The following is a 25,193-nucleotide window of genomic DNA, read 5'->3' as shown; positions in this document are numbered from 1 at the left end:
ATAAGTTAGCAAGAAATTACGCCAGTATGGTATCACTGGCGTTTACTATAATGTGGCTGCCGATGTATTGCTGAATAAAATGTGTACAGCAAAGATCAACACGCCCTAGTGTTAAAGGCATTCCCTAGCCGGTAGCCCTATCCTTGGGTCAACGTCCTGTTGATATAGATAGCGTATCGCAATCAATAAAATTGCCTAGAATGCTAATTCAAAAAATATCGCGAGAGGAAGAAACAAAGACTATAACTCACTGAATATGAGCCTTTTTTTCATTTTATCTTTCAATGCATTTCACGATTATCTCACCATAAAATAGCAAATGTCTTACACCCAACGGCGCACTTATCGCGACCGGTAGCAATACTGACCGCAGGCGAAGAAGGAAGAAATAACTGGCAGGAAGAAGATAAAGGCAGAAAAAAGCGGTTGCGCTATTCACGCAACCGCTTTTCTATCAAGCTCGGTAATTAGTGCAGACCACCGAGATAGTTCGATAGCGCATCAATTTCGCTGTCAGTGAGCTTGGCAGCCACCGACCGCATCATTTCGTTCATATCATTATGACGTTCCTCAGCACGGAACATCTTCAACTGACTCGCCAAATAGTTTGCGGACTGGCCAGAAATTTTCGGGAAACCAGAAGAGGGGGTGCCATTACCGCGTGGGCCGTGACAAGCGACACAAGCCGCAATGCCTCGTTCTGCATCGCCCGCCATGTATAGTTGACGGCCTACTTCAACCGCGCCTTCAGGCGTGGTGCCAGGCTTCGGCGTAAGCGTTGCGTAATAGGCGGCCAAGTCTGCCATGTCTTGCTCTGATAAAGGAGCAACCATGCCAGCCATTACTGCATTGTACCGCCCTTGATCACCGCCGCTTTGCGCGCCGAGCTTAAATTCCTTTAATTGCTTTTCAATGTAGTTGGCGTGCTGACCCGCCAAATTTGGGTAATCAGGCAAAACACTATTACCGTCAGCACCGTGACAGGCGGCACAGGTATTAGACTTGGCTTTGCCCGCTTCAGCATCTCCTTGGGCCCAGACTGAAGTGCTGGCCAGGAGAGTCAATATTAGCGCTAATTTCTTCATGACATTCCGTTTATAATTATCAAGCTTCCAGTACCACTACTTAGTTACCGTCATGGTACAATTACCGATCAAAAACCGAGCACGGTTATTTTACACAAATTCACACAAAAGTAATCAGTCTACTACACCAAGACGAGACGGAGTTAACAGTGGAGCAATCACTTAATTACCGTAACACCCAATTTGTTACTAGCGCACCAGACATCCGCCATCTTCCTGATAATACGGGAATCGAAATCGCTTTTGCTGGCCGCTCAAACGCCGGTAAATCTAGCTCCCTTAACCGTCTATGTGACCAAAAGAGCCTAGCGAAGACCAGTAAGACCCCCGGCCGGACACAATTGATTAACCTCTTTAAAGTGGACGATGGTTGCCATATTGTCGACCTCCCCGGCTATGGTTATGCCCAAGTCCCCCTAGAAATGAAAGAAAAATGGCAGCGATCGCTCGGAGAATATTTACAAAAACGTGATCAGCTTGGCGGATTAGTCGTTTTGATGGACATTCGCCACCCGATGAAAGATTTGGATCAGCAGCTGATTTATTGGGCCGTTGAGTCAAACTTACCCGTTTTAGTGCTATTAACTAAAGCGGACAAGCTTAAAACCGGTGCACGTAAACAGCAATTGATGAAGATTCGAGAAGCCTCGCTGGCATTTTGCGGCGATGTCGAAGTCGAACTGTATTCTTCACTGAAAGGTATTGGCGTTGATAAATTACGTCATAAGCTAGATGCTTGGTATCACACCACGCCGCTATTGCTTGCCGACGACCAACCACAGCCAAGCGAGTAATCGCTTTTCATCGACGTGAGGGATACATCAAGTCGCCCTCTCATTGAACGGGAAGCAAAAAAAGCCGACCCTCATCGAGGGTCGGCGAATCTTTGTGCGTAAGCGATCTGAAGCAGACCCTGTAAACACATAAAGAACAAGAAGCTGTGCGTATTATAACCAGGCTTCCTAGTAAAATTAAAGTATTTACTCTAATTTTTTAGAAAACAAAGTGAATACAGCGATAAATCATTAAAAAGGCAGTGGCAGGCTGCTCACGTCGCCGCATATCAACCAATAAAAAAAGCCCCAGTCAGTGTCCTGACTGGGGCTGCTGAATCAGCCAAAATCCAATAACGTGAAACAAAAGGTCTGAAAGATAGAACATCTTACCTCTGTACCCTACGCTGCTAACTGTATATCAATCACCCAGTATTGAAAAGTATATTACGTAATTTTTTTCATAAAAATGCGCATAAAAAATGAAAATGACCCTAAATCAGGTGGATACTGAACAAAAAAAAGCCGAATTCACATTCGGCCTTTCGTTATAAACAATAGAATTATGGATAAAAACCCTAAACTTAGTGGGCTTCTCCCCAGTTATCGCCAAACCCTGCCTCTGCAATCAAGGGAACATCCAGTGATGCCGCCGATTCCATCAGTTTTCGTACTTGGCTTTCAACTTTGGACATAGATGACGTTTTTACTTCTAGCACGAGTTCATCATGCACCTGCATCACTAGGCGCGCATCCTCTGCCGCATTTGTCTGAATCCACTGATCGACCAGTATCATCGCGCGCTTAATAATATCGGCGGCCGTGCCTTGCATTGGCGCATTAATCGCGGCTCGTTCGGCACCTTTTCGACGCATGCCATTCCGTGATTTTATTTCAGGCAGGTACAAACGGCGACCAAAGATGGTTTCAACATAGCCTTTTTCTGCGGCTTGCTCACGGGTGCTATCCATATACGCTCTCACACCCGGATAACGCTCGAAGTAGGTGTCCATGTAGGTTTGCGCTTCATGACGACCAATGCCTAGTTGGCGCGAGAGGCCGAAGGCACTCATGCCGTAAATCAAGCCAAAGTTGATCGCTTTGGCACGGCGACGCTGCTCACTGGTCACCTCGTCGAGGCTAACGCCCATAACTTCGGCTGCCGTGGCTGCATGAATATCTTTGCCATCACGGAACGCTTCCAACAAGGCTTTATCGCCCGATAAATGCGCCATGATCCGCAACTCGATTTGCGAGTAGTCCACTGCCAAAATCGTGTGATCGGGTTCAGCAGTAAAGGCTTCACGAATACGGCGACCCTGCTCGTTCCGAATGGGGATATTTTGTAAGTTTGGATCGGTGGATGATAAGCGCCCGGTCGCAGTCACCGCTTGATGATATGAGGTGTGCACTCGTCCGGTTTGGGCATTGATCATGCGCGGCAGTTTATCTGTGTAGGTCGATTTGAGTTTCGCTAGGCCGCGGTATTCCAGAATACGCGCCGGCAAGGGATAATCGAGCGATAGTTCTTGCAGCACCTCTTCATTGGTCGACGGACTCCCTGATGGGGTTTTCTTCACCACGGGTAGGCCCATTTTCTCAAATAAAATCACCTGTAATTGCTTGGGCGAGCTCAAGTTAAATTCTTCACCGGCAATCTCAAACGTTTCCCGCTCAAGCTCAATCAAGCGAGTATGCAGCGCGTCTGATTGGGTTGCCAGCTTATTTTTGTCGATCAACACACCATGACGCTCCATGCGCGATAGCACATTGACCAATGGCATTTCATAAAACTCAAAAATGGTTTTTAACTTATCGTCACTGGTGACTCGTCCAATCAAATACTGATGCAAACGCAAGGTAATATCGGCATCTTCCGCGGCATAAGGAGCGGCTTGCTCTAAAGGGATCTGGTTAAAGGTGAGCTGCTTTTTACCCTTACCCGCTATCTCTTCAAAGCTAATGCAGGTGTGCTGCAAGTAACGCTCAGCGAGGCTGTCCATGTCATGACGCCCCGCCACACTGTTATAAACGTATGATTCCAACATGGTGTCATAGGCAATCCCTTTTAAGGTGATGCCGTGGCGGGCAAAGACACTGGCATCATACTTTAAATTTTGACCGACTTTCGCCGCAGAGGGATCTTCCAGCCAAGGGCGCAATACAGTGAGTACGTCTTCTAGTGACAGCTGCTCAGGCGCTTCGAGATAATCATGGGCCACCGGCACATACGCCGCTTCGCCAGGGGCAACAGCAAACGAGATCCCGACCAGATTGGCTTCCATATAGTTAAGGCTATCGGTTTCCGTATCCACCGCCACTACGTCGGCTTGACGAATTTTCTCCAGCCATGTTTCCAGCGACTCGCGAGTAAGCACAGTTTGATAACGATCACGATCAATAATGACCGCCTGCGATAAAGGCTCATCGGAAGTGGATTCCTCTGGCGCATCCCCCTCGTCGAGCTCTTTTAGCCAACGACGGAACTGTAGATCACGGTACATCGCTACCAAGGTCTCATTGTCAGGTGCTTGCTTAATCAGTTGTTGTGGCGTGAAATCAAGCGCCACATCCAATTTAATGGTCGCCAACTGATAGGAAAGATACGCGCTCTCTTTATGCTCAGTGAGCTTTTTCGCCATACTTTTGGCACCACGGAAGCTCAGCTCAGCAATTTTATCCAGATTGGCGTAGATATCATCCAAGCCACCGAGGTTGGCAATCAACGCCGCCGCGGTTTTGTCGCCCACCCCCGGCACGCCAGGAATGTTATCGACTTTATCTCCCATAAGAGCAAGATAATCAATAATATGCTCAGGACCAAAGCCATACTTTTCATGAACAGCATCTGGGTCCATCACCACATTGGTCATGGTGTTGATTAAGGTGACATGCTCGTCCACTAGTTGGGCCATATCTTTATCGCCGGTGCTGATCAAAACCGGCATCCCAGCTTGTGAGGCCTGAGTGGCGAGCGTACCAATCACGTCATCGGCTTCGACTCCCTCTATCGCGAGCAAAGGCAACCCCATTGCTTTGACAATCTTATGCAGGGGGGCGATTTGCTCTCGCAAGTCGTCTGGCATCGGTGGACGATTCGCTTTGTACTGTTCATACATGTCATCACGGAACGTCTTCCCTTTGGCATCAAAAATCACCGCCACATGAGAATGCGGGTATTGGCGCAATAAACTGCGCAGCATATTCACCACACCATATACCGCTCCCGTCGGCTCACTTTGACTATTGGTGAGACTGGGTGACGCATGGTAAGCCCGGTAAAGGTAAGAGGAGCCATCAACCAGGATGAGGGGGTTATCGGGAAGAATTGCCATATCAGTATCTTGATTGCCAGTTAAACACGTTAGCCGTTAAGCATGCCACGAGTCGTGACCCCTGTTAACCATGGTTTTTCCCATCATGCCATCTATCTGTGGATAACTTTGTTGGTAACTATTTTATAGGGTTTTCATTTTGTCTGAAAAGAGAAGAAAAATAAATTTTTTATTATTTAAAAACATATATTTATATAAAATACAAGGATCCTGATCTTGATCGAAAAAGGATCTTGTGATGTGGAAAAAGAAATCGCCATGCCTCAGAAGGTTGCAGAGAAAGTCATCACAATCTGCGGAGATAATCACCAATTTCATTACCGAATTTGGCTAAGCTTTCGCATAACCCTGCGCCAATGCGACACTGATAGACATAACCGTCAACAAGCATCGTTGATCTTTGTGCATTGCCCACACGGATTGCGAATTTTAAATATCGATACAAGGAGAGCGTCATGAAAAAGGTTGCTGTGATCTTATCTGGCTGCGGCGTGTTTGACGGCGCAGAGATCCAAGAGACCGTGCTATCCCTGCTAGCGCTAGAGAAAAATGAGGCGCAATGGCAGTGTTTCGCGCCAGATATCGATCAGCACCATGTGATCGATCATCGTACGGGTGAACCCATGAACGAAACGCGCAATGTACTCACCGAGGCCAGCCGCATCGTACGTGGTGATATTCACTCCCTCACCGAGCTTAATGTGGAAGCGTTTGATGCCTTGCTCGTGCCTGGCGGCTTTGGCGCTGCCAAGAACTTGTCAGACTTTGCTTATAATGGCGATCCGGTGCAGGTACATCAAGACATGTTCGCCGTCTGTCAAGCGTTTGCTCGCGCAGAAAAGCCCGCCGGCTATATGTGTATCGCCCCGATCATGATCCCGCAAATCTATCCCAAAGGTGTCAAAGGCACCATCGGTAATGAACCTGACATCGCCGCAGCATTTAACCGTATGGGGGGCGAACACATCGACTGTCCAGTATCGGATTATGTACTGGATCAACGCCATCATCTTCTATCGACACCAGCCTATATGCTAGCGACCTCGGTCACTGACGCGGCCAGTGGCATCAATCGCATGGTGAAAAAACTGGTTGAGTTAGCCTAAGCTAATAAAGTGAGAGAGAAAGAAAAAAGCGACGCCAAAATAGGCGTCGCTGTAACAAGTGAGCGCAAAAACAAAGCTATCGTGATGACAGTTTGCTGGCCCCAATACACTGGAAGCAATGTGAGCAATGTCGTGCCTTCAACGCTAAGCATGTGAGCTTTGCCCTGAAGACAAGTTAACAATAACCATTCTCATTACCATTTTCAACACTTAGTTGAGAATCTTTTTCATTTGTTGATCTTGTGCTCAGACTCGCTCGCTGTCATCAAACTGTCATTGCACCAACAGCCATAGCTCCAAAAACCATAGCTCCAACAACCATAGTTCGAAAAGCCATTGCCCAAAAAGAAAAAAGCGACACCCCGAAAGGTGTCGCCTAGCAAAAATGGACTAACTTAATCACTGTCTGATAAGCGCCCCGCTAATACACTGGAAGCAATGTGAGCAATGTCGTGCCTTCAGGGAACGTCGTGTCGTGTCCCTGAGTGCAAGCTAATAATAACCATTCTCATTATCGTTTATCAAGAAAAAAATGCGATTATTTTGCATTCACTGCTCAATTATTGATCTGCTTATCAAAATAGAGGTGATAGTCGGTAGGTTGACGTAAAAAAAGAGCCGCGATGCGACTCTTTGTTATTCTACCGATTATGACGTCTGCTGCACTGTCGTCGACGGACTCACTTGGGTGATACGTCGAATAATCACGTTGAGCAATACGCCATATATCGGGATAAACAGCCCCAAGCTAATAATCAGCTTAAAGGCGTAGTCTACCAAGGCGATTTCAACCCAGTGCTCCGCCATAAAGGCATCTTGGCTTTGGTAAAAAGCTATCGCAAAAAAAGCGAGCGTGTCTGACGCATTACCAAACAAGGTGGAGCAACTAGGCGCCACCCACCATTGGCGCTGCTGGCGCAGGCGATTGAAGACGTGAATATCTAAAATCTGACCAAGCAGATAAGCCATAAAGCTGGCAATCGCAATCCGAGCGACGGTGAGGTTAAAGTGGCCTAACTGCTCAATGCCTTGGTAGCTACCTTGATAAAACAACACCGAAAGCACATACGAAATCAGCAGCGACGGCATCATCACGAATAAAATGATGCGACGTGCTAACGCAGGGCCATAAATCCTGACGGTCAGATCGGTCGCCAGAAAAATAAACGGAAAGGTAAACGCTCCCCAGGTGGTGTGGTAACCCCAAACGGTAAAGGGGATCTGCACCAAGTAATTACTGGAGGCAATAATGACAAGATGGAATATAACCAGGTAACTCAGTGCGTTACGCTTCTGAGCGAGAGAAAAGTGACTCATTGTGCACCTTTTTGTTATTGGGGGCGAGGGAACCCAAAATACTTTTCTACCTGTCTACAGGTAGCGCGAGGTGGCGAATTATACAGCAATACAATACTGGCGCCAGTGCAATTTAAAGTGGCGGATGACGTACCCACCAGCGCCGCAAGAAGGCAATCACTTCATCACCATCACGCTCCAATGGCTCCAACCATACGCTCTGGGTGTAATGGGCCGCTTTGAGCATCAGTCGCGTGCCTTCAAAGTCAATTAGCCAAGTCATCATCTCGGCGTCCTGCTGGCTTTCCAGTACTTGAGCTTGTAACACGTCAAGTAATGGCTGGCAGACAGAACGGGCGTTATCCGCATCCAGTTGCGGCTGATAAAACGCCAAGCGCTATCGGATTCAATCAGCTGCCAATTACTCTGTGCCATAACCGTACTCACTGACTCCGAGGTGGTCGTCAATCAAATCCAAAAACGCATCGCCAAATTTTTCCAGTTTGCGCTGCCCTACGCCACTCACCGCTAAGAGTTCGGCTTGCGAGGAAGGCAGCATCTCCGCCATTTCCATCAAGCTGGCATCGTTAAACACCACATACGGCGGGATATCTTCCTCATCGGCAATCGCTTTACGTAACTTACGCAACTTGGCAAATAGCTTTTTGTCGTAATGCCGCTGACTCAGCTTATTAGCTTTGGTGCGTGGGCTTAGGCCAATACGCGGCACCGCCAGCTCGAGCGCGATCTCACTGCGCAGTAATGGCCGCGCTTGTTCGGTCAACTGTAGCACCGAGCTACGGGCAATGTTTTGTACCAGATAACCACGATGGATCAGTTGGCGAACAATGCTTACCCAGTATTCATGGCTCCACTCTCGTCCGATGCCATAGGTGGACAGCTTGTCGTGACCATGATCTTTAATGCGCTGATTTTGCATCCCACGCAACACTTCAACCACATACCCGACCCCGAAGCTTTGGTTAACACGGTAGACGCAAGACAGGGCTTTTTGCGCTTGCTCAGTGCCATCAAAGTGAGTGGCGGGTCGAGACAGATATCACAGTTACCACAGGGGGTTTGGCGGTTTTCGCCAAAGTAATTGAGTAGCACTAAGCGGCGACAGGTTTGCGCTTCGGCAAACGCCCCCATCGCGGTCAGTTTATGGCTTTCGACCTGCTTTTGTGGCCCCTCGGGCTTTTCTTCCAAGCAGCGATGGAGCCAACCCATGTCTGAGGGGTCATACAACAACACCGCTTCAGCCGGCAATCCGTCTCGCCCTGCTCGGCCCGTTTCTTGGTAGTAGGACTCGATGTTACGCGGCACATCATAGTGAACCACAAAACGCACATTGGGTTTATTAATCCCCATCCCAAACGCCACGGTCGCCACCACGATATTGACATCATCACGCTGAAACGCTTCTTGCACCGACCGCGTGCCTCTGTGGTCATGCCGGCATGATAAGCGGCCGCCAGCATATTGTTGTCACACAGCTTTTGCGTCACCTGCTCCACCCGCTTGCGACTGTTGCAATACACAATGCCCGACTGGCCGCGCAGACCGGTTAAAAAATGCACCAGTTGCGCGAGAGGCTTGTGCTTTTCCAACAAGGTATAGCGAATATTGGGACGGTCAAAACTGCCTAAGTGCACCAGCGGGTCGTGCAGAGCAAGGCGAGATAGAATATCTTCACGCGTCGTGGCATCGGCCGTGGCAGTCAGCGCCATCACGGGGACATCGGGGAAGTGCTGCTTGAGTTGACCCAAAGAGGCGTATTCACGACGAAAATCATGTCCCCACTGGGAAATACAATGCGCTTCATCCACCGCCACTAATCCGAGCTGCCACTCACTTAAGCGATGAAGAAAGTCACGGCCCAGCGCACGCTCGGGCGACACATACAGCAGCTTCATCTCGCCATGGTTTAACGCGCGTAGCGTCTCTGCTTGCGCCTCGGGCGTCATCGCCGAGTTTAAGCACGCCGCCGTGACGCCATTAGCATTGAGCTGATCGACCTGATCTTTCATTAGTGAAATCAATGGTGAAATCACCACCGTCAGACCCGGGCGCACCAACGCGGGGATCTGATAACATAACGATTTCCCGCCCCCTGTCGGCATAATCACCAACGCATCACGGCCGGCAATCGCCGCATCAATCACCGCTTGCTGACCGTCGCGAAATTGGTGATAACCAAACACGGCTTTAAGCACCTGGTGGGCAGGGCTCACGTCAGTTTCAGGTGTGGCTGTATCGGAAGCTGTTGGCGCATCGACATTGGCGGGGGTGGCGGACATAATCAAGCTCGTTACTCAAACTGGCGCTCATTCTACCCAGACCCTCTGACTGATGAAACCCTGAGCACCCAGAAAGGTGCTTGCGCTGGTGCTTACAACTTGTTACATCTAGTCAACATGCATGAATTCGTGTTCATCCCTTATCGACATCCATAACGAGAAAGCACCGTGATTCCAGATCCGAAACGCACCCGTCAAGGTGTGCTATTAGCCCTTGCGGCTTACATCATGTGGGGCATCGCCCCTATGTACTTTAAAACAGTTAACCAGATCCCGGCACCCGAAATTTTGGCGCACCGGGTTATCTGGTCGTTTGTTTTTTTGGCGTTACTGCTGTTTTGTTCCCGTCGTTTCTATCAGCTCAAGCCGATTATCCGCGAGCCGAAAAAGCTCCTCATGCTGATGCTCACCTCCTGCTTTATTGGCTGCAATTGGCTGATTTTCATCTGGGCGATAGTCAATAATCGTATGCTGGATGCCAGCCTTGGTTATTACATTAATCCGATCGTGAACGTGGCCTTGGGGATGATTTTTCTCGGTGAGCGTTTTCGCCGTCTGCAGTGGCTTGCCGCTGCGCTGGCCTTGGTCGGTGTCTTGGTGCAGTTGATCACTTTTGGCTCATTACCATTGATCGCGCTCATACTTGCCACCAGCTTTGCGATTTACGGCTTACTGCGCAAAAAAATCGATCTCCCCGCGGTGCCTGGGTTGTTTGTGGAAACCTGTACCCTGCTACCCGTCGCATTGATTTATCTATGGCAATTTGCCGACACTCCCAGTGCAAATCTGCTCGATAATCCTATCAGCCTGAATATGTTGTTGGCCGCCGCGGGCTTGATTACCACCATCCCTTTACTGTGCTTTACCGGTGCCGCGACCCGCTTACCCTTAACGGTATTGGGCTTTTTCCAATATATTGGCCCCAGCTTAATGTTTTTACTCGCGGTGGGTTTATATGACGAACCCTTTACCCCAGATAAAGCCACTACTTTTGGCTTTATTTGGGCCGCCTTGGCGATATTTAGCTTTGATGCTTATCAAAACAAACGGCATCAAGTGACTCATATTAAGCGTGCAGCTTTATCCACAGGAAAACCAGAATGAACGAGATGACCATTCTCGCCACGCTGGCGGGGGTGCATATGATTGCACTGCTCAGCCTGGGCCCGACTTTGCTTGGTGCTACATAATGCCACCCGTTATGGCCGTGCTACTGGCTTGGCGATTGCGTTAGGGTTATCGCTCAGTATTTTGGCGCACACGATACTGAGCATTACGGGCATCAGCCTGTTGGTACATCAGCACCCGCAACTGTTTATGTGGGTACAGGTGGCAGGGGGTAGTGTGCTGATGTATTTAGGCCTTAGCGCAATTAAAGGCTTGCTCGCCTCCACCACAGCGCCGGTGCAAACCGCCAATGATGCGCCTGCGGTACGCGGCCAAAAACAGGCTTTTTGGAAAGGGGTGCTGACCAACCTTTTTAACCCTAAAGCCTTGGTGTTTTTTATTTCGTTGATGAGTACCTTGGTGCCTGCCAGCATGTCTGCCAATGGCAAAGCCATGGCCGTGGCGGTGGTGTTTCTGCTTTCATTGGGATGGTTTTCTTCGCTAGCCTGGCTGCTATCAGGCAGTCGCGTGCAGCAGGTGCTCACCCAGGTGGCACCCGTTATTGATGGCCTGTGTGCGCTGTTGTTTTTGCTGTTAGGTGGCGCGGTGATTTGGCAAGCCGGCGTGTTTGGCTAATGCCGCGGCTGAAAAACGCAGGTGATAGGATAAATACCAACACGCCCAGCCAAGGCTGGGCGTGAGTTACGTTTTTTGGCGTTAAGCGGTCGGGATTAAAGCGCTTCCAGTTTGGCGTACTGAGTCACCAACCACTTAATCCCTTCCCCATTAAAGGCGACTTGCACGCGGCTTTGTCCGCCACTGCCTTCAAAGTTGATAATGGTGCCTTCACCAAATTTAGGGTGTTGAACTCGCTGACCCAAACTAAACCCGGTTTGGTTAAAGTTCTCCTGGGTCTGCGTTTTGGAAAAACGGCCACCGCTTGCGGCAGGACGTGAGACATTGGCACGCATCCGCACTTCTTCCAAGCAGGCCTCAGGCAACTCACGTATAAAGCGCGAGATCTTATGGAACATGTCTTTACCGTACACACGGCGCATTTCGGCGTAGGTCAGATAGAGTTTTTCCATCGCTCGTGTCATGCCGACATAGCAAAGGCGACGTTCTTCTTCCAAGCGGCCCGCTTCTTCAGCTGACATCTGGCTGGGGAACATGCCCTCTTCCACCCCGACCATAAAGACTAAGGGGAACTCGAGGCCTTTGGCACTGTGCAAGGTCATCAATTGGACCGCATCATCGAACTCGTCCGCTTGGCCTTCACCGGCCTCAAGGGCAGCGTGGGCCAAGAACGCCGACAGCGGTGTCATGCCTTCGGCTTCCGCCTCTTCGGGAGGGGTAAATTGGCGCGTGGCGGTCACCAACTCTTCCAAGTTATCGACCGGCTTGCGCCTTTTCGCCTTTTTCTTGCTCGTACATGGCACGCAAGCCGGAGTGACGGATCACCGCATCGGTTTGTTGATACATCGCCATTTCACGGGTGTCATCTTCTAGTGCATTGACCAGCTCAATAAACCGGCCCAATGCATTGGCCGCGCGTCCTGCCAGCGCTTTTTCTGCCAAGATTTGCTCGGCGGTGTGCCATAGGGTTTGGCCACGATCGCGCGCCGCGCCACGGAGCGTTTCGAGAGTACGATCGCCCACCCCACGCGTGGTGTATTCACCACCCGCTCAAACGCGGCATCGTCATTGCGGTTAGCCATCAAACGCAAATAGGCCAGCGCGTCCTTGATTTCCTGGCGTTCGAAAAAGCGCATGCCGCCATAAATGCGATAAGGCAGGCCGGCTTGAATTAAGGCTTCTTCCAGCACCCGGGATTGGGCGTTGTTGCGGTATAAAATGGCGCTGTCGGTGAGCGCACCGCCTTCGTCTTGCCAGGTTTTGATTTTGCCGACCACAAAACGCGCTTCATCCAGTTCGTTAAAGCCAGCATACACCGAGATCGGCTCACCCTCTTTACCCTCGGTCCACAGACTTTTGCCCATCCGATCGGTATTGTTTTCAATCAGGGTGTTTGCCGCTTGCAAAATGGTACTGGTTGAGCGGTAGTTTTGCTCCAAACGAATGGTTTGTGGGGCAGCAAAATCATCCAGAAAACGCTGAATGTTTTCCACTTTGGCTCCGCGCCAGCCATAAATGGATTGATCGTCATCACCGACAATCATCACATTCGCATGTTGCCGGCCATCATGCGTAGCCACGCATATTGGATGTTGTTGGTATCTTGAAACTCATCCACCAAAATGTGCTGAAAGCGTGCTTGGTAATGATCACGGATCACCGGCTTATCGCGCAATAGCTCCAACGTTCGCAACAAGATCTCGGCAAAATCGACCAAACCAGCCCGATCGCATGCCTCTTGATAGGCCTGATAAATCCGCAGCCAGGTGCTCTCGACCGGATCGTGACGGGTATCAATGTGCTTGGGGCGCAAGCCTTCGTCTTTTTTGCCATTGATATACCAGCTCGCTTGCTTAGCAGGCCAGTGTTTCTCATCCAAGTTTTGCGCTTTAATCAAGCGGCGCAACAAGCGTTTTTGATCGTCTGAGTCCAGAATTTGGAAGTCTTGCGGCAGGTTGGCATCCAAATAATGGGCACGGAGAATACGATGGCAAATACCATGGAAGGTGCCACACCACATGCCAGAGGCAGTGCCCTGCATCAGTTGCTCAATACGCCCGCGCATCTCTGCCGCCGCTTTGTTGGTAAAGGTCACCGCCATCACCGAGAAAGGCGATGCTTCTTCCACCCGCATCAGCCACGCCATGCGATGAACCAGCACTCGCGTTTTACCACTGCCGGCGCCGGCCAAGATGAGATGATGACCCAGTGGCGCGGCCACGGCTTCACGCTGTTTGTCGTTAAGTCCGTCTAGAAGAGTTGATACGTCCATCGCCACCTACCATTTTACTGGGTATTTATACACTGGTTGGCGATTATACCAGCTCAGCACTAAATTGCGCGCCCGATCCTGTGACAACTTTTTTAAACGTAAATTCAGCGTGTTAGCTCTCATAACGAAAAAAATTGTATATTAGGTGAAAGATTATTCCGCGATTGCCTATCTTTGTTGATAGACGCACCACAACATTGTGGGCGTAACAACGCGAAATCGGAATAAGAAAAGGATGCATTATGAAACACACTAACCTAGCTGTTGCCGCTGCTGTTACGGGCTTACTCGCCGTGGGTGCGACCACCCTCACCAGCACACCTGCCCATGCGGCAGAAAAGGAGAAATGCTATGGTGTCGCCAAAGCAGGCAATAATGACTGCGCCACGGCCACCAGCTCTTGTGCGGGTACCTCGACCAAAGATGGTCAAAAAGATGCTTTTGTGATGGTGCCAAAAGGTTTGTGCGATCGCTTAGCGGGCGGCAGCACCTCGTCTTCCTGATGCAGCGCGCCCGGGCTCTTCCCGGGCTTTGCCCTCAGCCTATCACAAGGAGCGAGTATGGATGATGCAGCACATTGGACGGGCGTTGGACTCAGGCAGCCACATCTGGACTATTTTGATCAGCACCGCCCACCCGTAGGTTGGTTGGAAGTCCACAGTGAAAATTACTTTCGCCCTCATCGCCCCGCATTTTCAACCTTAATGCGCTTACGTGAGGATTACGCCATAAGCTGTCATGGTGTGGGTTTATCGCTGGGCAGTGATGAACCGCTTGACCGCGCGCACCTTAGTAAACTGAGTGCATTAGTGGAACAGGTTGAGCCCTTATTTGTGTCTGACCATTTAAGTTGGAGCCGGATTGGCGGCCAGCACTTTCACGACTTGTTACCACTCCCTTACACTGAACAGGCATTACAGGTGTTCTGCGACAATGTTCAGCAGGTACAAGATGCCTTACAGCGTCCGCTGCTGATTGAAAATCCGTCCAGCTATTTATGCTTTGAGGGTGGGGATTACACCGAATGGGAATTTCTTGCCGACGTGCATGCCCGTACTGGCTGTGATTTGCTGCTCGATCTGAATAACATCTATGTCAGTGCCTTTAACCACAGCTTTAGCGCAAACACTTATCTTGATGCTATCCCTGCTCAGGCGGTGAAAGAGATTCATCTCGCCGGCTTTACGGTAAAACACACATCCGCAGGCGAAATTTGGATAGATACCCATAGTCAGCCCGTTAGTGACCCGGTCTGGGCACTTTATCAACAATGGATTGCTCGCTACGGGCCACGACATACCTTAATTGAATGGGACACGGATTTACCCACCCCCGAGCGGCTCTTAGCAGAAGCTGCGAAAGCCCATCACTTGTTGGCACGGCATAAGGAGGCGGTATGACACTCGCATCGCTTCAGCATGCCTTTGCCGCTACCTTACGTGACAATCCTCAGCCACTCTCGGTGAAAAGCGATAAGATTGCGGCGGAAAAACGGCTACAGGTTTATCGTAACCATTATGTGGTCACACTGACTGAGACCTTAAAGTGCGTGTACCCAAAGACCTGTGCATTACTCGGTGATGCTTGCTTTGAGGCGATCGCTCGATATCATGCGATTGAACATCCGCCGCAAACCGGTGTGATGGAAGACTATGGCGCGCAGTTCGATACCACCTTGCGTGCCCTGCCCAATATTATCGAGGCGGTCCCCTCCTGCGCCGATCTCGCGCGTTTTGAATGGACGCAAGTGGCGCTCACCCTTGCCCCTGCCTCCCCCGCGTTTGAGGGAAACGCACTCGCGGCACTCAGCCTGAGCAACAAGCGCAAGTGTGTTTGCCACTCAATACTCAGGCCACTTTGTTTGAAAGCAATTACGCCATTAGCGACGTGTGGCAAGCGATCGCCACCGAGCATTTCGAGGGCTTGGTATTAGAGACACCGCAATCCTTGTTGCTTATCGCCAGTCAAGACACGGTAAATTGGTATCACTTAAACGCCCATCAAGTCAGCGTGCTAAAGGTCTGCCCTCATACACCACTGGCCGCGCTCTCGGAAGAACAACTCGCCTGTGTGCCTGAATTAGCCGCACTGAATGCGTTTACCGCACCCAATATTTCGCTACACGTTAAGGAGTAAGCCATGTGGCTAACCACGATCAATCATATCTTTACTCGCGCGCTCACCCCACTCCAGCCGCTACTCCTGCTGGTGGGTCGCCTGTATGTGGCGTGGTTTTTTTTTCAATCCGGATTGATCAAATATCAAAGCTGGGACAGCACCTTGTACTTGTTCGAGTTTGAGTACCAGGTTCCCTTAGTGCCGTGGCAACTTGCGGCCTATTTAGGCACCGCCGCCGAGCTGATTTTGCCGATATTTGTGGCATTAGGCTTCCTGGCTCGCCCGATGACCTTGGCCTTATTTGTGTTCAATATTGTCGCGGTCGCCTCCTATCCACTGCTGTGGGAGCGTGGCTTTGACGACCATATTATGTGGGGCGTGATTTTATTGGTGGTGAGTGTGTGGGGGCCCGGTTGGCTCAACCTGGATCAGAGGCTAACCCGAGACCAAAAAGGCGCGGCTTAGCGGTGCCGCTGCTGAATCAGGCGTCGAGCTCAGATAAGTCGTCGATCGCCACATCGGGTAAGGTGCGTCCTTTATGCATCATAGGCGATTGGCGTTCAGGGCGGATCCAGCATGCTTGCATGCCCGCTTGGCGCGCACCGGCGACATCCGAACTTAAGTGATCGCCGACATGTAGAATGCGTTGTGGCGCCATATCTAACACCTGCGCGGCTTTATCAAACATCACTGGACTTGGCTTGGGCTCCCCGTGTTCCCCTGCGCGGAAAATATGCTGGAAAAACGGCGTCAACCCAATCGCATCGGTATCCACATTACCGTTAGTGATCGCCACCAACGGTAGCGTCGCGGACCAGGCTTTTAGGTAAGCTAAGCTTTGCGCCGGCACGGCAAAATCACTGCGATAACCGCAAAAGAACGCCGTGGCTGCTTGTGCTTGCGCACGGGCTTGCTCGGCAGTAAAACCGACAAACTCCCCTGTCAGAGTCAGTTGCGCGACACGCATGGCAGTGACATCAAAGCGCTGCTCGGGGTTCGTGATCACGTGCTTGGCGGCAGGAAACCCCGCGAGGGTGGCTTGATCAAGCGCCGCTATCGGTGGGCAGTGCTCGCTCAAATAGTCAGTTAACGCCGCCTCGGCGCGTGCGATCACCGGCCAGTTGTCGTACAAGGTATCATCCAAGTCAAAGCTGACCGCATCAAACGCTTGTAAGCGACGATAAAATTTCATATCACGACTCCGAATTCGGTGTGTTATCTGGGTCCGTTTTCCGCGCGCCGCGCTTTCGGGCTCTCGGGTGGGCCGCGTCATACACTTTCGCCAAGTGTTGAAAGTCTAAATGGGTATAAATTTGCGTGGTGCCTAAATCCGCATGGCCGAGCAGCTCTTGCACCGCACGCAGATCTCCCGAGGATTCCAACATATGGGTGGCAAAACTGTGGCGCAATTTATGGGGGTTAATATTGGCTATTGACCGACTGCTTTTGTCCCCATTCTGCCATGCGCTTTTGTACGCTGCGGTGCGAGATACGCTGGCCGAGCTTAGAAATAAACAGCGCGTCTTCTGGGCCTTTTAATAGCTGATTACGCACCTTAAGCCAGTTCATCACCCAGGTTTTTGCCATGCCAGAAAAAGGCACAATGCGCTCTTTTTCCCCTTTACCGATGACGCGCAAATCCCCTTTTCGCACCGAGACATCACGTACGTCTAAATCCACCAGCTCGGCCAGACGTAGCCCCGCGCCATACATCAGCTCCATCATCGCCCGATCACGCACCGACAGCGGATCGTCTTGGTCCACTTCAAGCAGCTGATTCATTTCATCTACATCTAAGTTTTTAGGAAGATGGCGACCTTGTTTCGGCGCAGAGACGCCTTTGGCAGGATTGGCCTCAAGCTGTTCGGCATGTACCAGATAATCAAAAAAGCTACGCAAGGCAGACAAACGTAACGCAATGCTGCCTGGTTTCAGCCCATCACGTTTGGCTTGGCTAGAGATTTGCCGCACCCAGTCGGCGTCGACATCGGCCCAATGAGCGATACCGCGCACGGTTAGAAAGTCGACAATCTTATCTAACTGGCGCTGATAATTACGCTGGGTATGTGCACTGAGACCACGCTCGCTAAGCTGATACTGATAAAAACGGTCCAAGGGCACCGTTAGAGATAGTGGTGCGGTAGCTGGCTCGCTGGGTGTCACGTCGGTCACTGACGGTCACCTTTTTGCGCCCACTGACTACATAAAATGGCTAAGTGCGAAGCCAGTTGTTCAATAAAAAGGGTGTCCATATCCGGCTGGAAGTGGCCGCCATCCGCACTGGCAAAGCTGAGTAGCCCCCACTCTTTACCCTCACCTTTAATCGGTACCAAGCAAATGAGCAGTCTGTGGCTGGGTCGTGATCACCACTTCGGCATCGATACGGCGCAAACGACCTAAGTAACAACGGCGTCCGGCAAAGTGATGGTTTTTCAGTTGATCCACCGCTTGACGAGGAATGGTCGTCATCCCCGCAATATCGTGATAAACGCAGACACTGACGTTGAGCTGTAATTGCGCACTGAGCGTCTGTAATATCTTGTTCACGGTGTGTAGCTGGTCTGTACGAAGCAACGCCTGATGCGCTTCCGCAAACGCTCGGAATAAGCGATCATTTTTGGCGCCTAAGCTCATCAGCTGGGTAATATCTTCTTCTAGCTCTGCGACGCGCTCACGCAAGCGCTTGAGCTGGATTTCGACCAAAGACACCGCCCCCCGCTCAGCGTGTGGAATGGTTAACTGCGCCAGTAAGTCACGCTGACGAACAAAAAAGTCCGGATGATCGTTTAAATACGCGGCCACCGCTTCTTCGTTCAACGGCATGGTTTCCAATGTAGTGGCGTCTACCCCGTTATTCATAATTGCAATTGTCCATCATATACATGTGTCGCAGGCCCCGTCATCGATAAAGCTGACCCGGCCCCCGCCAGACAATCCGTAAATCCCCGCCCGGTAACGTGACAGTGACTTGCTCATCCAGTAAACCTTGGTCAATCCCAACGGCAACCGCCGCACAAGCGCCACTGCCACAAGCCTGAGTCTCTCCCGCTCCGCGTTCATAGACCCGAAGCTTAATCGCATTACGCGAAAAAACCTGCATAAAGCCAGCATTGACACGCTCTGGAAAACGCTCATGATTTTCTAGTAACGGCCCAAGCGTCTCGACATCCGCCGTATCAATATCATCGACCACTGTTACCACATGTGGGTTTCCCATACTCACCGCCCCGACAAACAAGGTCTGTTCCGCTACACGCATCAAATAGGTCTTTTCTTGTGAATTCGCCCGAAAAGGGATCTTACCCGGCGTGAAAATAGGCTCGCCCATATTCACCCGCACTTGGTTGTCGTTCTCAACATGCAGCCGCATCTTCCCCGCTTGGGTACTGACATTGACTTGATACTTATTGGTGAGCCCTTTCATGCGCACAAAGCGGGCAAAACAACGCGCGCCATTGCCACATTGCGACACCTCAGAGGCATCAGGATTAAAAACCCGATAATGAAAGTCGGTTTCCGGATCATAAGGCGGTTCGACGACCAATAACTGATCAAAGCCAATGCCTCGATGGCGATCGGCTAAACGCCGGATCAGATCCGGGGAGAAAAACGCATTTTGTGTGACGCAGTCAACTACCATAAAGTCGTTGCCCAGTCCGTGCATTTTTGCAAACTGTATCTGCATGCCAATCCTTATTCTGGTAGGCGCTTTTCAAGCTGCCACAGTGACGCTAAGCGCTCGCGCTCGCGTACCAAGTGTGCGTGTTCACCATCGACAACGATTTCGGCGGGACGGCAGCGCGAATTATAATTAGAAGCCATCACAAAGCCATAAGCCCCTGCCGATCGCACCGCTAACAAATCGCCGGCTTCGAGCACGAGCGAACGATTTTTACCCAAGTAATCACCGGTTTCGCACACTGGACCCACTAAGTCGTAAGTTTTTGACTCCCCTTGACGCGGGACCACAGGAATGATTTCTTGATAGGCTTGATACAGCGAAGGGCGAATTAAATCGTTCATGCCGGCGTCAATGATGGCAAAGTTCTTGTGTTCGCTGTGCTTGAGAAATTCCACCTTGGTGAGCAGTACACCGGCATTGGCGGCAATCGCGCGGCCGGGTTCAAAAATCAGCTCAAGGTGGTGGTGATTATCCAAACGCGCCAGCAACGCTTTGGCATATTCCGAAGGCTGCGGTGGCTTTTCATCACTGTAGGTCACACCCAAGCCACCACCAACGTCAAGGTGGCGAATCTGAATGCCTTCTTGCGCCAAGGTATCAATCAGGGCTAACAGACGGTCAGTCGATTCAATGAAGGGCGTCAGATCCGTGAGCTGCGACCCAATATGACAATCAATGCCTTCAACGTTCAGATGCGGTAAGCTCGCGGCATAGCGAAAACTCTTTAGTGCTTCACCGAACGCAATCCCAAATTTGTTTTCTTTGAGGCCGGTAGAGATATATGGATGGGTATTGGCATCGACGTCCGGGTTAATACGCAAAGAAATCGGCGCCTCGACGCCCAGTTCGCCGGCCACTTGGTTGAGACGATCAAGTTCCGAGTGCGATTCGACGTTGAAACATTTAATCCCCACTTCCAGCGCACGACGTATTTCGACCGCCGTTTTGCCGACACCGGAAAAAACAACCTTAGCCGGATCGCCGCCTGCAACCAAGACGCGTTCCAGCTCACCTTGCGACACAATATCAAAGCCGGAACCTTGCCGTGCCAGTATATTTAATACGCCAATATTCGAGTTAGCTTTAACGGCATAACACACCAGATGTGGTGATCACCACCGCGCAATCAAAGGCATGCCAATGGCGCTCTAAGGTCGCGCGAGAGTACACATACAATGGCGTACCATGCTCGTTGGCAAGCTGCGCCAACGGCAATGATTCGGCCCACAGCTGGCCGTCGTCCTGATAATTAAAATAATCCAAGGTGTTCGTCCCTGTTGTCGTGAGTTATTGATTTTGCGTCGGTTGTTCGTCCGGATAGTACAGGGGCCCTTGTTGGCCACAGCCGGTCAGTGTCATGATGCCAGTGAACATCAATAAAATGACGAGTTTTCGCATAGTGAATGCCAGTGATTATCGAGTCAATGCCCTCTATAATCGCATCACAACCATGAAAAGCAATAGGATGTAACGGGATGAACACAACGGAATATCATCAGCTGGTCGATTTGCAAATGCAGACCATCGAAGAAGGTATTGATAACTCGGGTGTCGACATCGACTACGAGAGCGTCGGTAACGTAATGACACTCGAATTTGACGATGGCAGCCAGATCATCATTAACCGTCAAGAGCCGATGCAAGAAATTTGGGTCGCGTCAAAAGGTGGCGGCTTCCATTTCGCGTTAAAAAATGGCGAGTGGACGTGCAGCAAGACCGGCTTAGTCTTAATGGATTTAGTCCAACAAGAGTGCAGCAAACATGCTGGAGAGCCGGTTTCTTGGTGATCGCCGCGGTCAGGCGCTAGAAATACCCAGAGAACGGATGGGAAAGCCGCTCTCTGGGTTATTTAAATGACGCCACCTGCCCGCTAAAGCCATCCTGAAGAGGCTGACGAGGCGGCTGCCATTGCGCATCACACTTAAAGGGTAACGCCTGTGGCTCACCGCGTTCATCGGTGACAATTTGATAAAATTGCGGCAAGTTAAAGTTAATAAAATTAGCACTGTAGCTGTAACGGTCGTGAGAGGAGGTATAGAAGCGGTTCACCCCCTGCACCATCTCGGTTTTATCCCCGCTACACTGGCGATACACTTCCACGCGGTTGTTTTCATCGAGAATATAGAGGTTGTAGCCATTGGCGCAATCCTCAAAGAAAAACTGCACCAATCCCTCACTGGCGTACGCATCGACACCGCAGGTGGCTGCACATCTTGCCGATTATCAACACCATCACGGGTCGTACCATTCACTTTGTTGGTCGAGATACAACGATAAAAATCGACCGAGTTTTCTAACCGCTGTACTGAGACCCCACGACGTTCAAAGAACAAGCCGTGCGTTTGCGTGCCAATACGCAACGCTTTGAAGCGACGACGCTTTTCCTTTTCAACCGGTTTTAATCGAAGCTCAATACATTCAGCAACCAATTGATACACCAAGTTACGGATCAAACCACGCATTTTGCTTGAATAGCAGAACACATCGACCGATTCAGGGGGTAGGGCATCTTGGTGCATTTTCCCTTAACATGGTTTTTAGCGCTTCAAGAATCGCATCATCACCGCGATAGTTCAGCGTACGTACCTCATTCCACGAGTTACGATAGACCAAATCGACACTGCCCACGAGGCAGGTTTGCTCCGAGCCATAGCTAAAGATATCGCTGTTTTTAAAATCAAACCGCATCGAGGGCTTTTTATACGCCGAGGTCGGATCGTGCTCTAAGTTAATAAACAAGGCGAGCTGACGAATCTCACAGGGGCTGGATAGCGCCTCCAAGGTTGGACGCGGCGGCCGCAGTGAGAAGGTGTTGCGAATATCACTGACCAACTGATACAAAGTATCAATATCAACATCGGCATCGCGCACCACGGTGTGTAAGTGGGTTGACTCGGTGAGCAGGCCATTAAAAAACGCCCAAGCGACCAGCTTAGACAGATAGCTATTATGCTCAAGCGGCGCGCGACCGATGATGTCGACCGGATCCAGTGAGTGTTTGTATAAATACCACCCCGACCGATTCGTCCGCCCTTCTGGCACTTGAATCAAGGTCAAATTGGGCTCGTGCAAATCCGGCGAAATTTGCGGGTTCAACAAGGTTACTTTACCCGGTAGTTCTTCAAACGCGGCATAGAGCTTACGCGCCAACGTACTGATATCTTGCGGGCTGATCGCGGAGGTGATGTCGTTGCGGCGCGCAAAGCGAATCAAATTACGATAGCTTTGCATCAACGCATCAAGCAGCTCGTTGTGCGCGTACTGCACTTCCTCCACTTTCCAGTGTCGACGGTTGTCGAGGTAAGTCAACGCCTGCTCGTCCCAGCCCCATTCATGGCCAATAAACGCAACACGTCACGACGCCACGCCACCGAGCCCGTCGACGGCGACTGAGTCAACTTTTCATGGGTTTTGAGATAAAAGCAGCGGCGGACTAAGTCTAAACGGCGGGTGTCGCCGATCGACTCGAGATAGCGCGTCACTTTTTCCAACATTAGGTAGTAAGCGTCAGACTGGTATACATCGACCCAACCGGCATAAAAACGGCGTTTGCCATCGACACTGAGCAATTGAGTACCCGGGTACTGCCATGAGTAGGCTTCGAGTAGTATCGCTTTTAGCACCGATTTATATGGCGAATCGATACTTTTATAAAGCTGCCATAAACTGGAACCAAAGTATTCTTCTGCCGGAATAGTCGGCAGGCCACCGAAATCGACCCAATCACGTCGGTCAAGACCATGGTCTACGACCAAGGTATCCACATACTCGTCGTAGCAGTCTTCCATCTCTGGCGGCACCATGTACCAAAGCAGCTTTTGCCCTGCGAGTCGCATTGATGAGCGATAAAACTCATCGAGCAACAAAAAATGCTGACTCGTCCCACAGTTATCGCTGGTCATGGTTTGGCTGAGGTGATGGCGGAATCGCCCTTCACACACCACGAAGAAGTTGGCTTCAACGCCTTGGTTTAACGCCCATTCGGAAATCGCCATGCACTTGGCATCAAGCTTATCACGCTGAGCCAAGGTGACGGCAGCATCAATACAAACCCAGATATCAAGATCACTGGTTAGGCTTTGTCCCATCGAGCCGGTGCTGCCCATGGTATACATGCCTTTGATCGGGTGACGTGGGCGTTCATCAAGACATGCCGTTAAGGAGGAAAAGCGCGTCTTTGAATGGATCAGACAGTCAGACACAAACTCGCGTTGTGCCTCATCAAGCTGATAATCAGCAATGCCAAAAGGCACACTGTCGCCACAAAACCCAGGTAAGGCTGGGTGATTGAGATGTAAGAGCACTGGCAGCACATCAAAGATGGCTTGAGCTTGACGGCTCATCGCTGACCGCGCGCGATCCATTCTCACGCGGTTAAACGCCTCTATGCGCTCAGTTTGCTGTTGTACGTATGTTTGCAAGGCAATCATCCAGATTCGTTGACATCCTAGTCAACAGGTCGACGTTACTGTCTTCACCGTATCCGCCCAATTGCAGATAACAAAACGTGATCAATGTAACATTCTCGACAACTCGGGTAAAGCCAATAACCCCGAGGCCTGTGTGGTGAGATCCGTGACGCACTATAGGCGCTTTTTGAGACCAATATCAACTTTTTCGCTCTACTACCTTAGTCGTAAGTTTCACTTTTTGCCGCTTATCAATCTCACTATTTGCGCAAATAATACGCTATCGATCACATTTATTCACCTATATGACGATAAGCCCATCATAAATCTCGAAAGCGATTGGCGACTATTACGAGTGAGCCAATGGCAATGGTACGATGGTGGTTATGAATCAAGAAGGAAGCCAAACCATGTACTCAACACCCGTACGCATTGCCACGCGCAAAAGCCCTTTGGCACTCTGGCAAGCGGAATTTGTTAAAGAAGCCCTCGAAGCTTCCCATCCTGGCTTGACCGTCGAGCTCGTGCCCATGGTCACTAAAGGTGACGTGATTCTGGACACGCCACTGGCGAAAATCGGGGGTAAAGGCTTGTTTATTAAAGAGCTTGAACAAGCAATGCTTGATGGTCGCGCGGACATTGCCGTCCACTCGATGAAAGATGTCCCGGTTGAGTTTCCGGAAGCGCTAGGATTAGTCACCATCTGTGAGCGCGGTGACCCGCGTGATGCATTCGTCTCTAACCACTACAACAGTATTGATGATCTCCCCCAAGGCGCGGTGTCGGGACGTCCAGCTTACGTCGTGAATGCCAGCTACGCGAACGCCGCCCCGATCTCGTGATTAATACGTTACGAGGCAATGTGGGTACCCGCCTGGGTAAGCTGGATGACGGTCAATATGATGCGATCGTCCTCGCGGCGGCTGGTCTAAAACGGTTAGGCTTACATGAACGCATTCGTAATGAAATTCCGCCGGAAGTGATCCTACCCGCTGTCGGCCAGGCGGTCGGTATTGAGTGCCGACTGGATGATGAGCGTATTCGGACTTTATTGGCACCGCTTTCTGATGCCAG

At 50.6% G+C, this 25,193-nt stretch carries 18 protein-coding genes and 8 pseudogenes; 11 read left to right on the top strand and 15 right to left on the bottom strand.

Features of this window, described 5'->3' with window-relative positions:
* Positions 1–467 precede the first annotated feature (467 nt).
* On the bottom strand, positions 468–1,085 hold the full coding sequence (locus DZ54_RS0106665) for a c-type cytochrome (RefSeq protein WP_025673511.1): 618 nt from the start codon (positions 1,083–1,085) through the stop codon (positions 468–470).
* 149 nt (positions 1,086–1,234) lie between these two features.
* On the opposite strand from DZ54_RS0106665, the gene yihA reads away from it, so the two are divergent.
* Positions 1,235–1,879, top strand: coding sequence for a ribosome biogenesis GTP-binding protein YihA/YsxC (gene yihA / locus DZ54_RS0106660; RefSeq protein ID WP_025673510.1), 645 nt, complete (start codon positions 1,235–1,237; stop codon positions 1,877–1,879).
* Positions 1,880–2,442: 563 nt separating this feature from the next.
* Here the strand turns inward: yihA and polA are convergent.
* The gene (gene polA / locus DZ54_RS0106655; protein ID WP_025673509.1) at positions 2,443–5,193 is read right to left on the bottom strand and encodes a DNA polymerase I; all 2,751 of its coding nucleotides are present in this window, start codon (positions 5,191–5,193) and stop codon (positions 2,443–2,445) included.
* A 455-nt stretch (positions 5,194–5,648) separates the two neighbouring features.
* Here polA and elbB point away from each other — a divergent pair, with 455 nt between their 5' ends.
* Positions 5,649–6,299, top strand: coding sequence for an isoprenoid biosynthesis glyoxalase ElbB (elbB, locus tag DZ54_RS0106645; RefSeq protein ID WP_025673508.1), 651 nt, complete (start codon positions 5,649–5,651; stop codon positions 6,297–6,299).
* A 648-nt stretch (positions 6,300–6,947) separates the two neighbouring features.
* Here elbB and DZ54_RS0106640 read toward each other — a convergent pair.
* The 3 genes and pseudogenes from DZ54_RS0106640 to recQ all read right to left on the bottom strand — a co-directional run bounded on the left by DZ54_RS0106640 (position 6,948) and on the right by recQ (position 9,895).
* The gene (locus tag DZ54_RS0106640; RefSeq protein ID WP_025673507.1) at positions 6,948–7,616 is read right to left on the bottom strand and encodes a 7-cyano-7-deazaguanine/7-aminomethyl-7-deazaguanine transporter; all 669 of its coding nucleotides are present in this window, start codon (positions 7,614–7,616) and stop codon (positions 6,948–6,950) included.
* A 112-nt stretch (positions 7,617–7,728) separates the two neighbouring features.
* The gene (locus DZ54_RS19720; protein ID WP_128080466.1) at positions 7,729–7,989 is read right to left on the bottom strand and encodes a DUF3630 family protein; all 261 of its coding nucleotides are present in this window, start codon (positions 7,987–7,989) and stop codon (positions 7,729–7,731) included.
* A gap of 27 nt (positions 7,990–8,016) precedes the next feature.
* A pseudogene (gene recQ, locus DZ54_RS19715) lies at positions 8,017–9,895 on the bottom strand (ATP-dependent DNA helicase RecQ).
* Positions 9,896–10,066: 171 nt separating this feature from the next.
* Between recQ and rarD the strand changes: the two are divergent.
* Entirely contained in the window at positions 10,067–10,999 is a 933-nt protein-coding gene (gene rarD / locus DZ54_RS0106625) for an EamA family transporter RarD (protein ID WP_025673506.1), read from the top strand.
* A pseudogene (locus DZ54_RS19710) lies at positions 10,996–11,638 on the top strand (LysE family translocator). Before rarD ends, DZ54_RS19710 begins: the two are co-directional and overlap by 4 nt.
* Positions 11,639–11,733: 95 nt before the next feature.
* Here the strand turns inward: DZ54_RS19710 and uvrD are convergent.
* Positions 11,734–13,910 (bottom strand): annotated as a pseudogene (uvrD, locus tag DZ54_RS19705) (DNA helicase II).
* Positions 13,911–14,152: 242 nt separating this feature from the next.
* Here uvrD and DZ54_RS0106595 point away from each other — a divergent pair.
* From DZ54_RS0106595 to DZ54_RS0106580, 5 genes are read left to right on the top strand one after another with little or no spacing between them, the layout of a single operon-like run.
* Positions 14,153–14,413, top strand: a complete 261-nt coding sequence (locus DZ54_RS0106595; RefSeq protein WP_025673502.1) for a BufA1 family periplasmic bufferin-type metallophore — start codon at positions 14,153–14,155, stop codon at positions 14,411–14,413.
* 57 nt (positions 14,414–14,470) lie between these two features.
* On the top strand, positions 14,471–15,310 hold the full coding sequence (gene bufB, locus DZ54_RS0106590; RefSeq protein ID WP_025673501.1) for an MNIO family bufferin maturase: 840 nt from the start codon (positions 14,471–14,473) through the stop codon (positions 15,308–15,310).
* Positions 15,307–15,843 carry an HvfC/BufC N-terminal domain-containing protein gene (locus tag DZ54_RS19700; RefSeq protein ID WP_051415937.1) on the top strand — a complete coding sequence of 179 codons (537 nt, stop codon included), beginning with the start codon at positions 15,307–15,309 and terminating at the stop codon, positions 15,841–15,843. Before bufB ends, DZ54_RS19700 begins: the two co-directional genes overlap by 4 nt.
* The gene (locus DZ54_RS23330; RefSeq protein ID WP_128080465.1) at positions 15,798–16,046 is read left to right on the top strand and encodes a hypothetical protein; all 249 of its coding nucleotides are present in this window, start codon (positions 15,798–15,800) and stop codon (positions 16,044–16,046) included. The genes DZ54_RS19700 and DZ54_RS23330 overlap by 46 nt, the downstream gene beginning before the upstream one ends.
* Positions 16,047–16,049: 3 nt before the next feature.
* On the top strand, positions 16,050–16,493 hold the full coding sequence (locus DZ54_RS0106580; RefSeq protein ID WP_025673500.1) for a DoxX family protein: 444 nt from the start codon (positions 16,050–16,052) through the stop codon (positions 16,491–16,493).
* A 16-nt stretch (positions 16,494–16,509) separates the two neighbouring features.
* Here the strand turns inward: DZ54_RS0106580 and DZ54_RS0106575 are convergent, their stop codons facing one another.
* The 8 genes and pseudogenes from DZ54_RS0106575 to lptM all read right to left on the bottom strand — a co-directional run bounded on the left by DZ54_RS0106575 (position 16,510) and on the right by lptM (position 21,108).
* Positions 16,510–17,220, bottom strand: a complete 711-nt coding sequence (locus DZ54_RS0106575; RefSeq protein WP_025673499.1) for an HAD-IA family hydrolase — start codon at positions 17,218–17,220, stop codon at positions 16,510–16,512.
* Between the two features lies 1 nt (position 17,221).
* Positions 17,222–17,497 (bottom strand): annotated as a pseudogene (locus tag DZ54_RS27115) (tyrosine-type recombinase/integrase); the annotation flags it as partial.
* Positions 17,448–18,149 (bottom strand): tyrosine recombinase XerC, encoded by a 702-nt coding sequence (locus tag DZ54_RS26655; RefSeq protein WP_338057042.1) that lies wholly within the window; start codon positions 18,147–18,149, stop codon positions 17,448–17,450. The gene DZ54_RS26655 and the pseudogene DZ54_RS27115, both read right to left, overlap by 50 nt.
* 47 nt (positions 18,150–18,196) lie before the next feature.
* Complete coding sequence (locus DZ54_RS26650; protein ID WP_276201985.1) at positions 18,197–18,361, bottom strand: DUF484 family protein; 165 nt, start codon at positions 18,359–18,361, stop codon at positions 18,197–18,199.
* Positions 18,348–18,887, bottom strand: coding sequence for a DUF484 family protein (locus tag DZ54_RS19690; protein ID WP_276201984.1), 540 nt, complete (start codon positions 18,885–18,887; stop codon positions 18,348–18,350). The genes DZ54_RS26650 and DZ54_RS19690 overlap by 14 nt, the downstream gene beginning before the upstream one ends.
* A pseudogene (gene dapF, locus DZ54_RS19685) lies at positions 18,884–19,713 on the bottom strand (diaminopimelate epimerase). Before dapF ends, DZ54_RS19690 begins: the two are co-directional and overlap by 4 nt.
* An 8-nt stretch (positions 19,714–19,721) precedes the next feature.
* Positions 19,722–20,973: pseudogene (lysA, locus tag DZ54_RS19680) on the bottom strand (diaminopimelate decarboxylase).
* Positions 20,974–20,997: 24 nt separating this feature from the next.
* Positions 20,998–21,108 (bottom strand): LPS translocon maturation chaperone LptM, encoded by a 111-nt coding sequence (gene lptM, locus DZ54_RS25865; protein WP_240472642.1) that lies wholly within the window; start codon positions 21,106–21,108, stop codon positions 20,998–21,000.
* Between the two features lie 77 nt (positions 21,109–21,185).
* On the opposite strand from lptM, the gene cyaY reads away from it, so the two are divergent.
* Positions 21,186–21,497 (top strand): iron donor protein CyaY, encoded by a 312-nt coding sequence (cyaY, locus tag DZ54_RS0106545; RefSeq protein ID WP_025673498.1) that lies wholly within the window; start codon positions 21,186–21,188, stop codon positions 21,495–21,497.
* 58 nt (positions 21,498–21,555) lie between these two features.
* Here the strand turns inward: cyaY and DZ54_RS19675 are convergent.
* Positions 21,556–24,131: pseudogene (locus DZ54_RS19675) on the bottom strand (class I adenylate cyclase).
* Positions 24,132–24,529: 398 nt separating this feature from the next.
* On the opposite strand from DZ54_RS19675, the pseudogene hemC reads away from it, so the two are divergent.
* Positions 24,530–25,193: pseudogene (gene hemC, locus DZ54_RS19670) on the top strand (hydroxymethylbilane synthase); the annotation flags it as partial.

Origin of the sequence: Salinivibrio socompensis S35 (assembly GCF_000513715.1) — a bacterium.
Lineage (GTDB): Bacteria > Pseudomonadota > Gammaproteobacteria > Enterobacterales > Vibrionaceae > Salinivibrio > Salinivibrio socompensis.
Note: the sequence above shows the minus strand (reverse complement) of the source record. Positions and strands in the feature narration are given on the sequence as shown.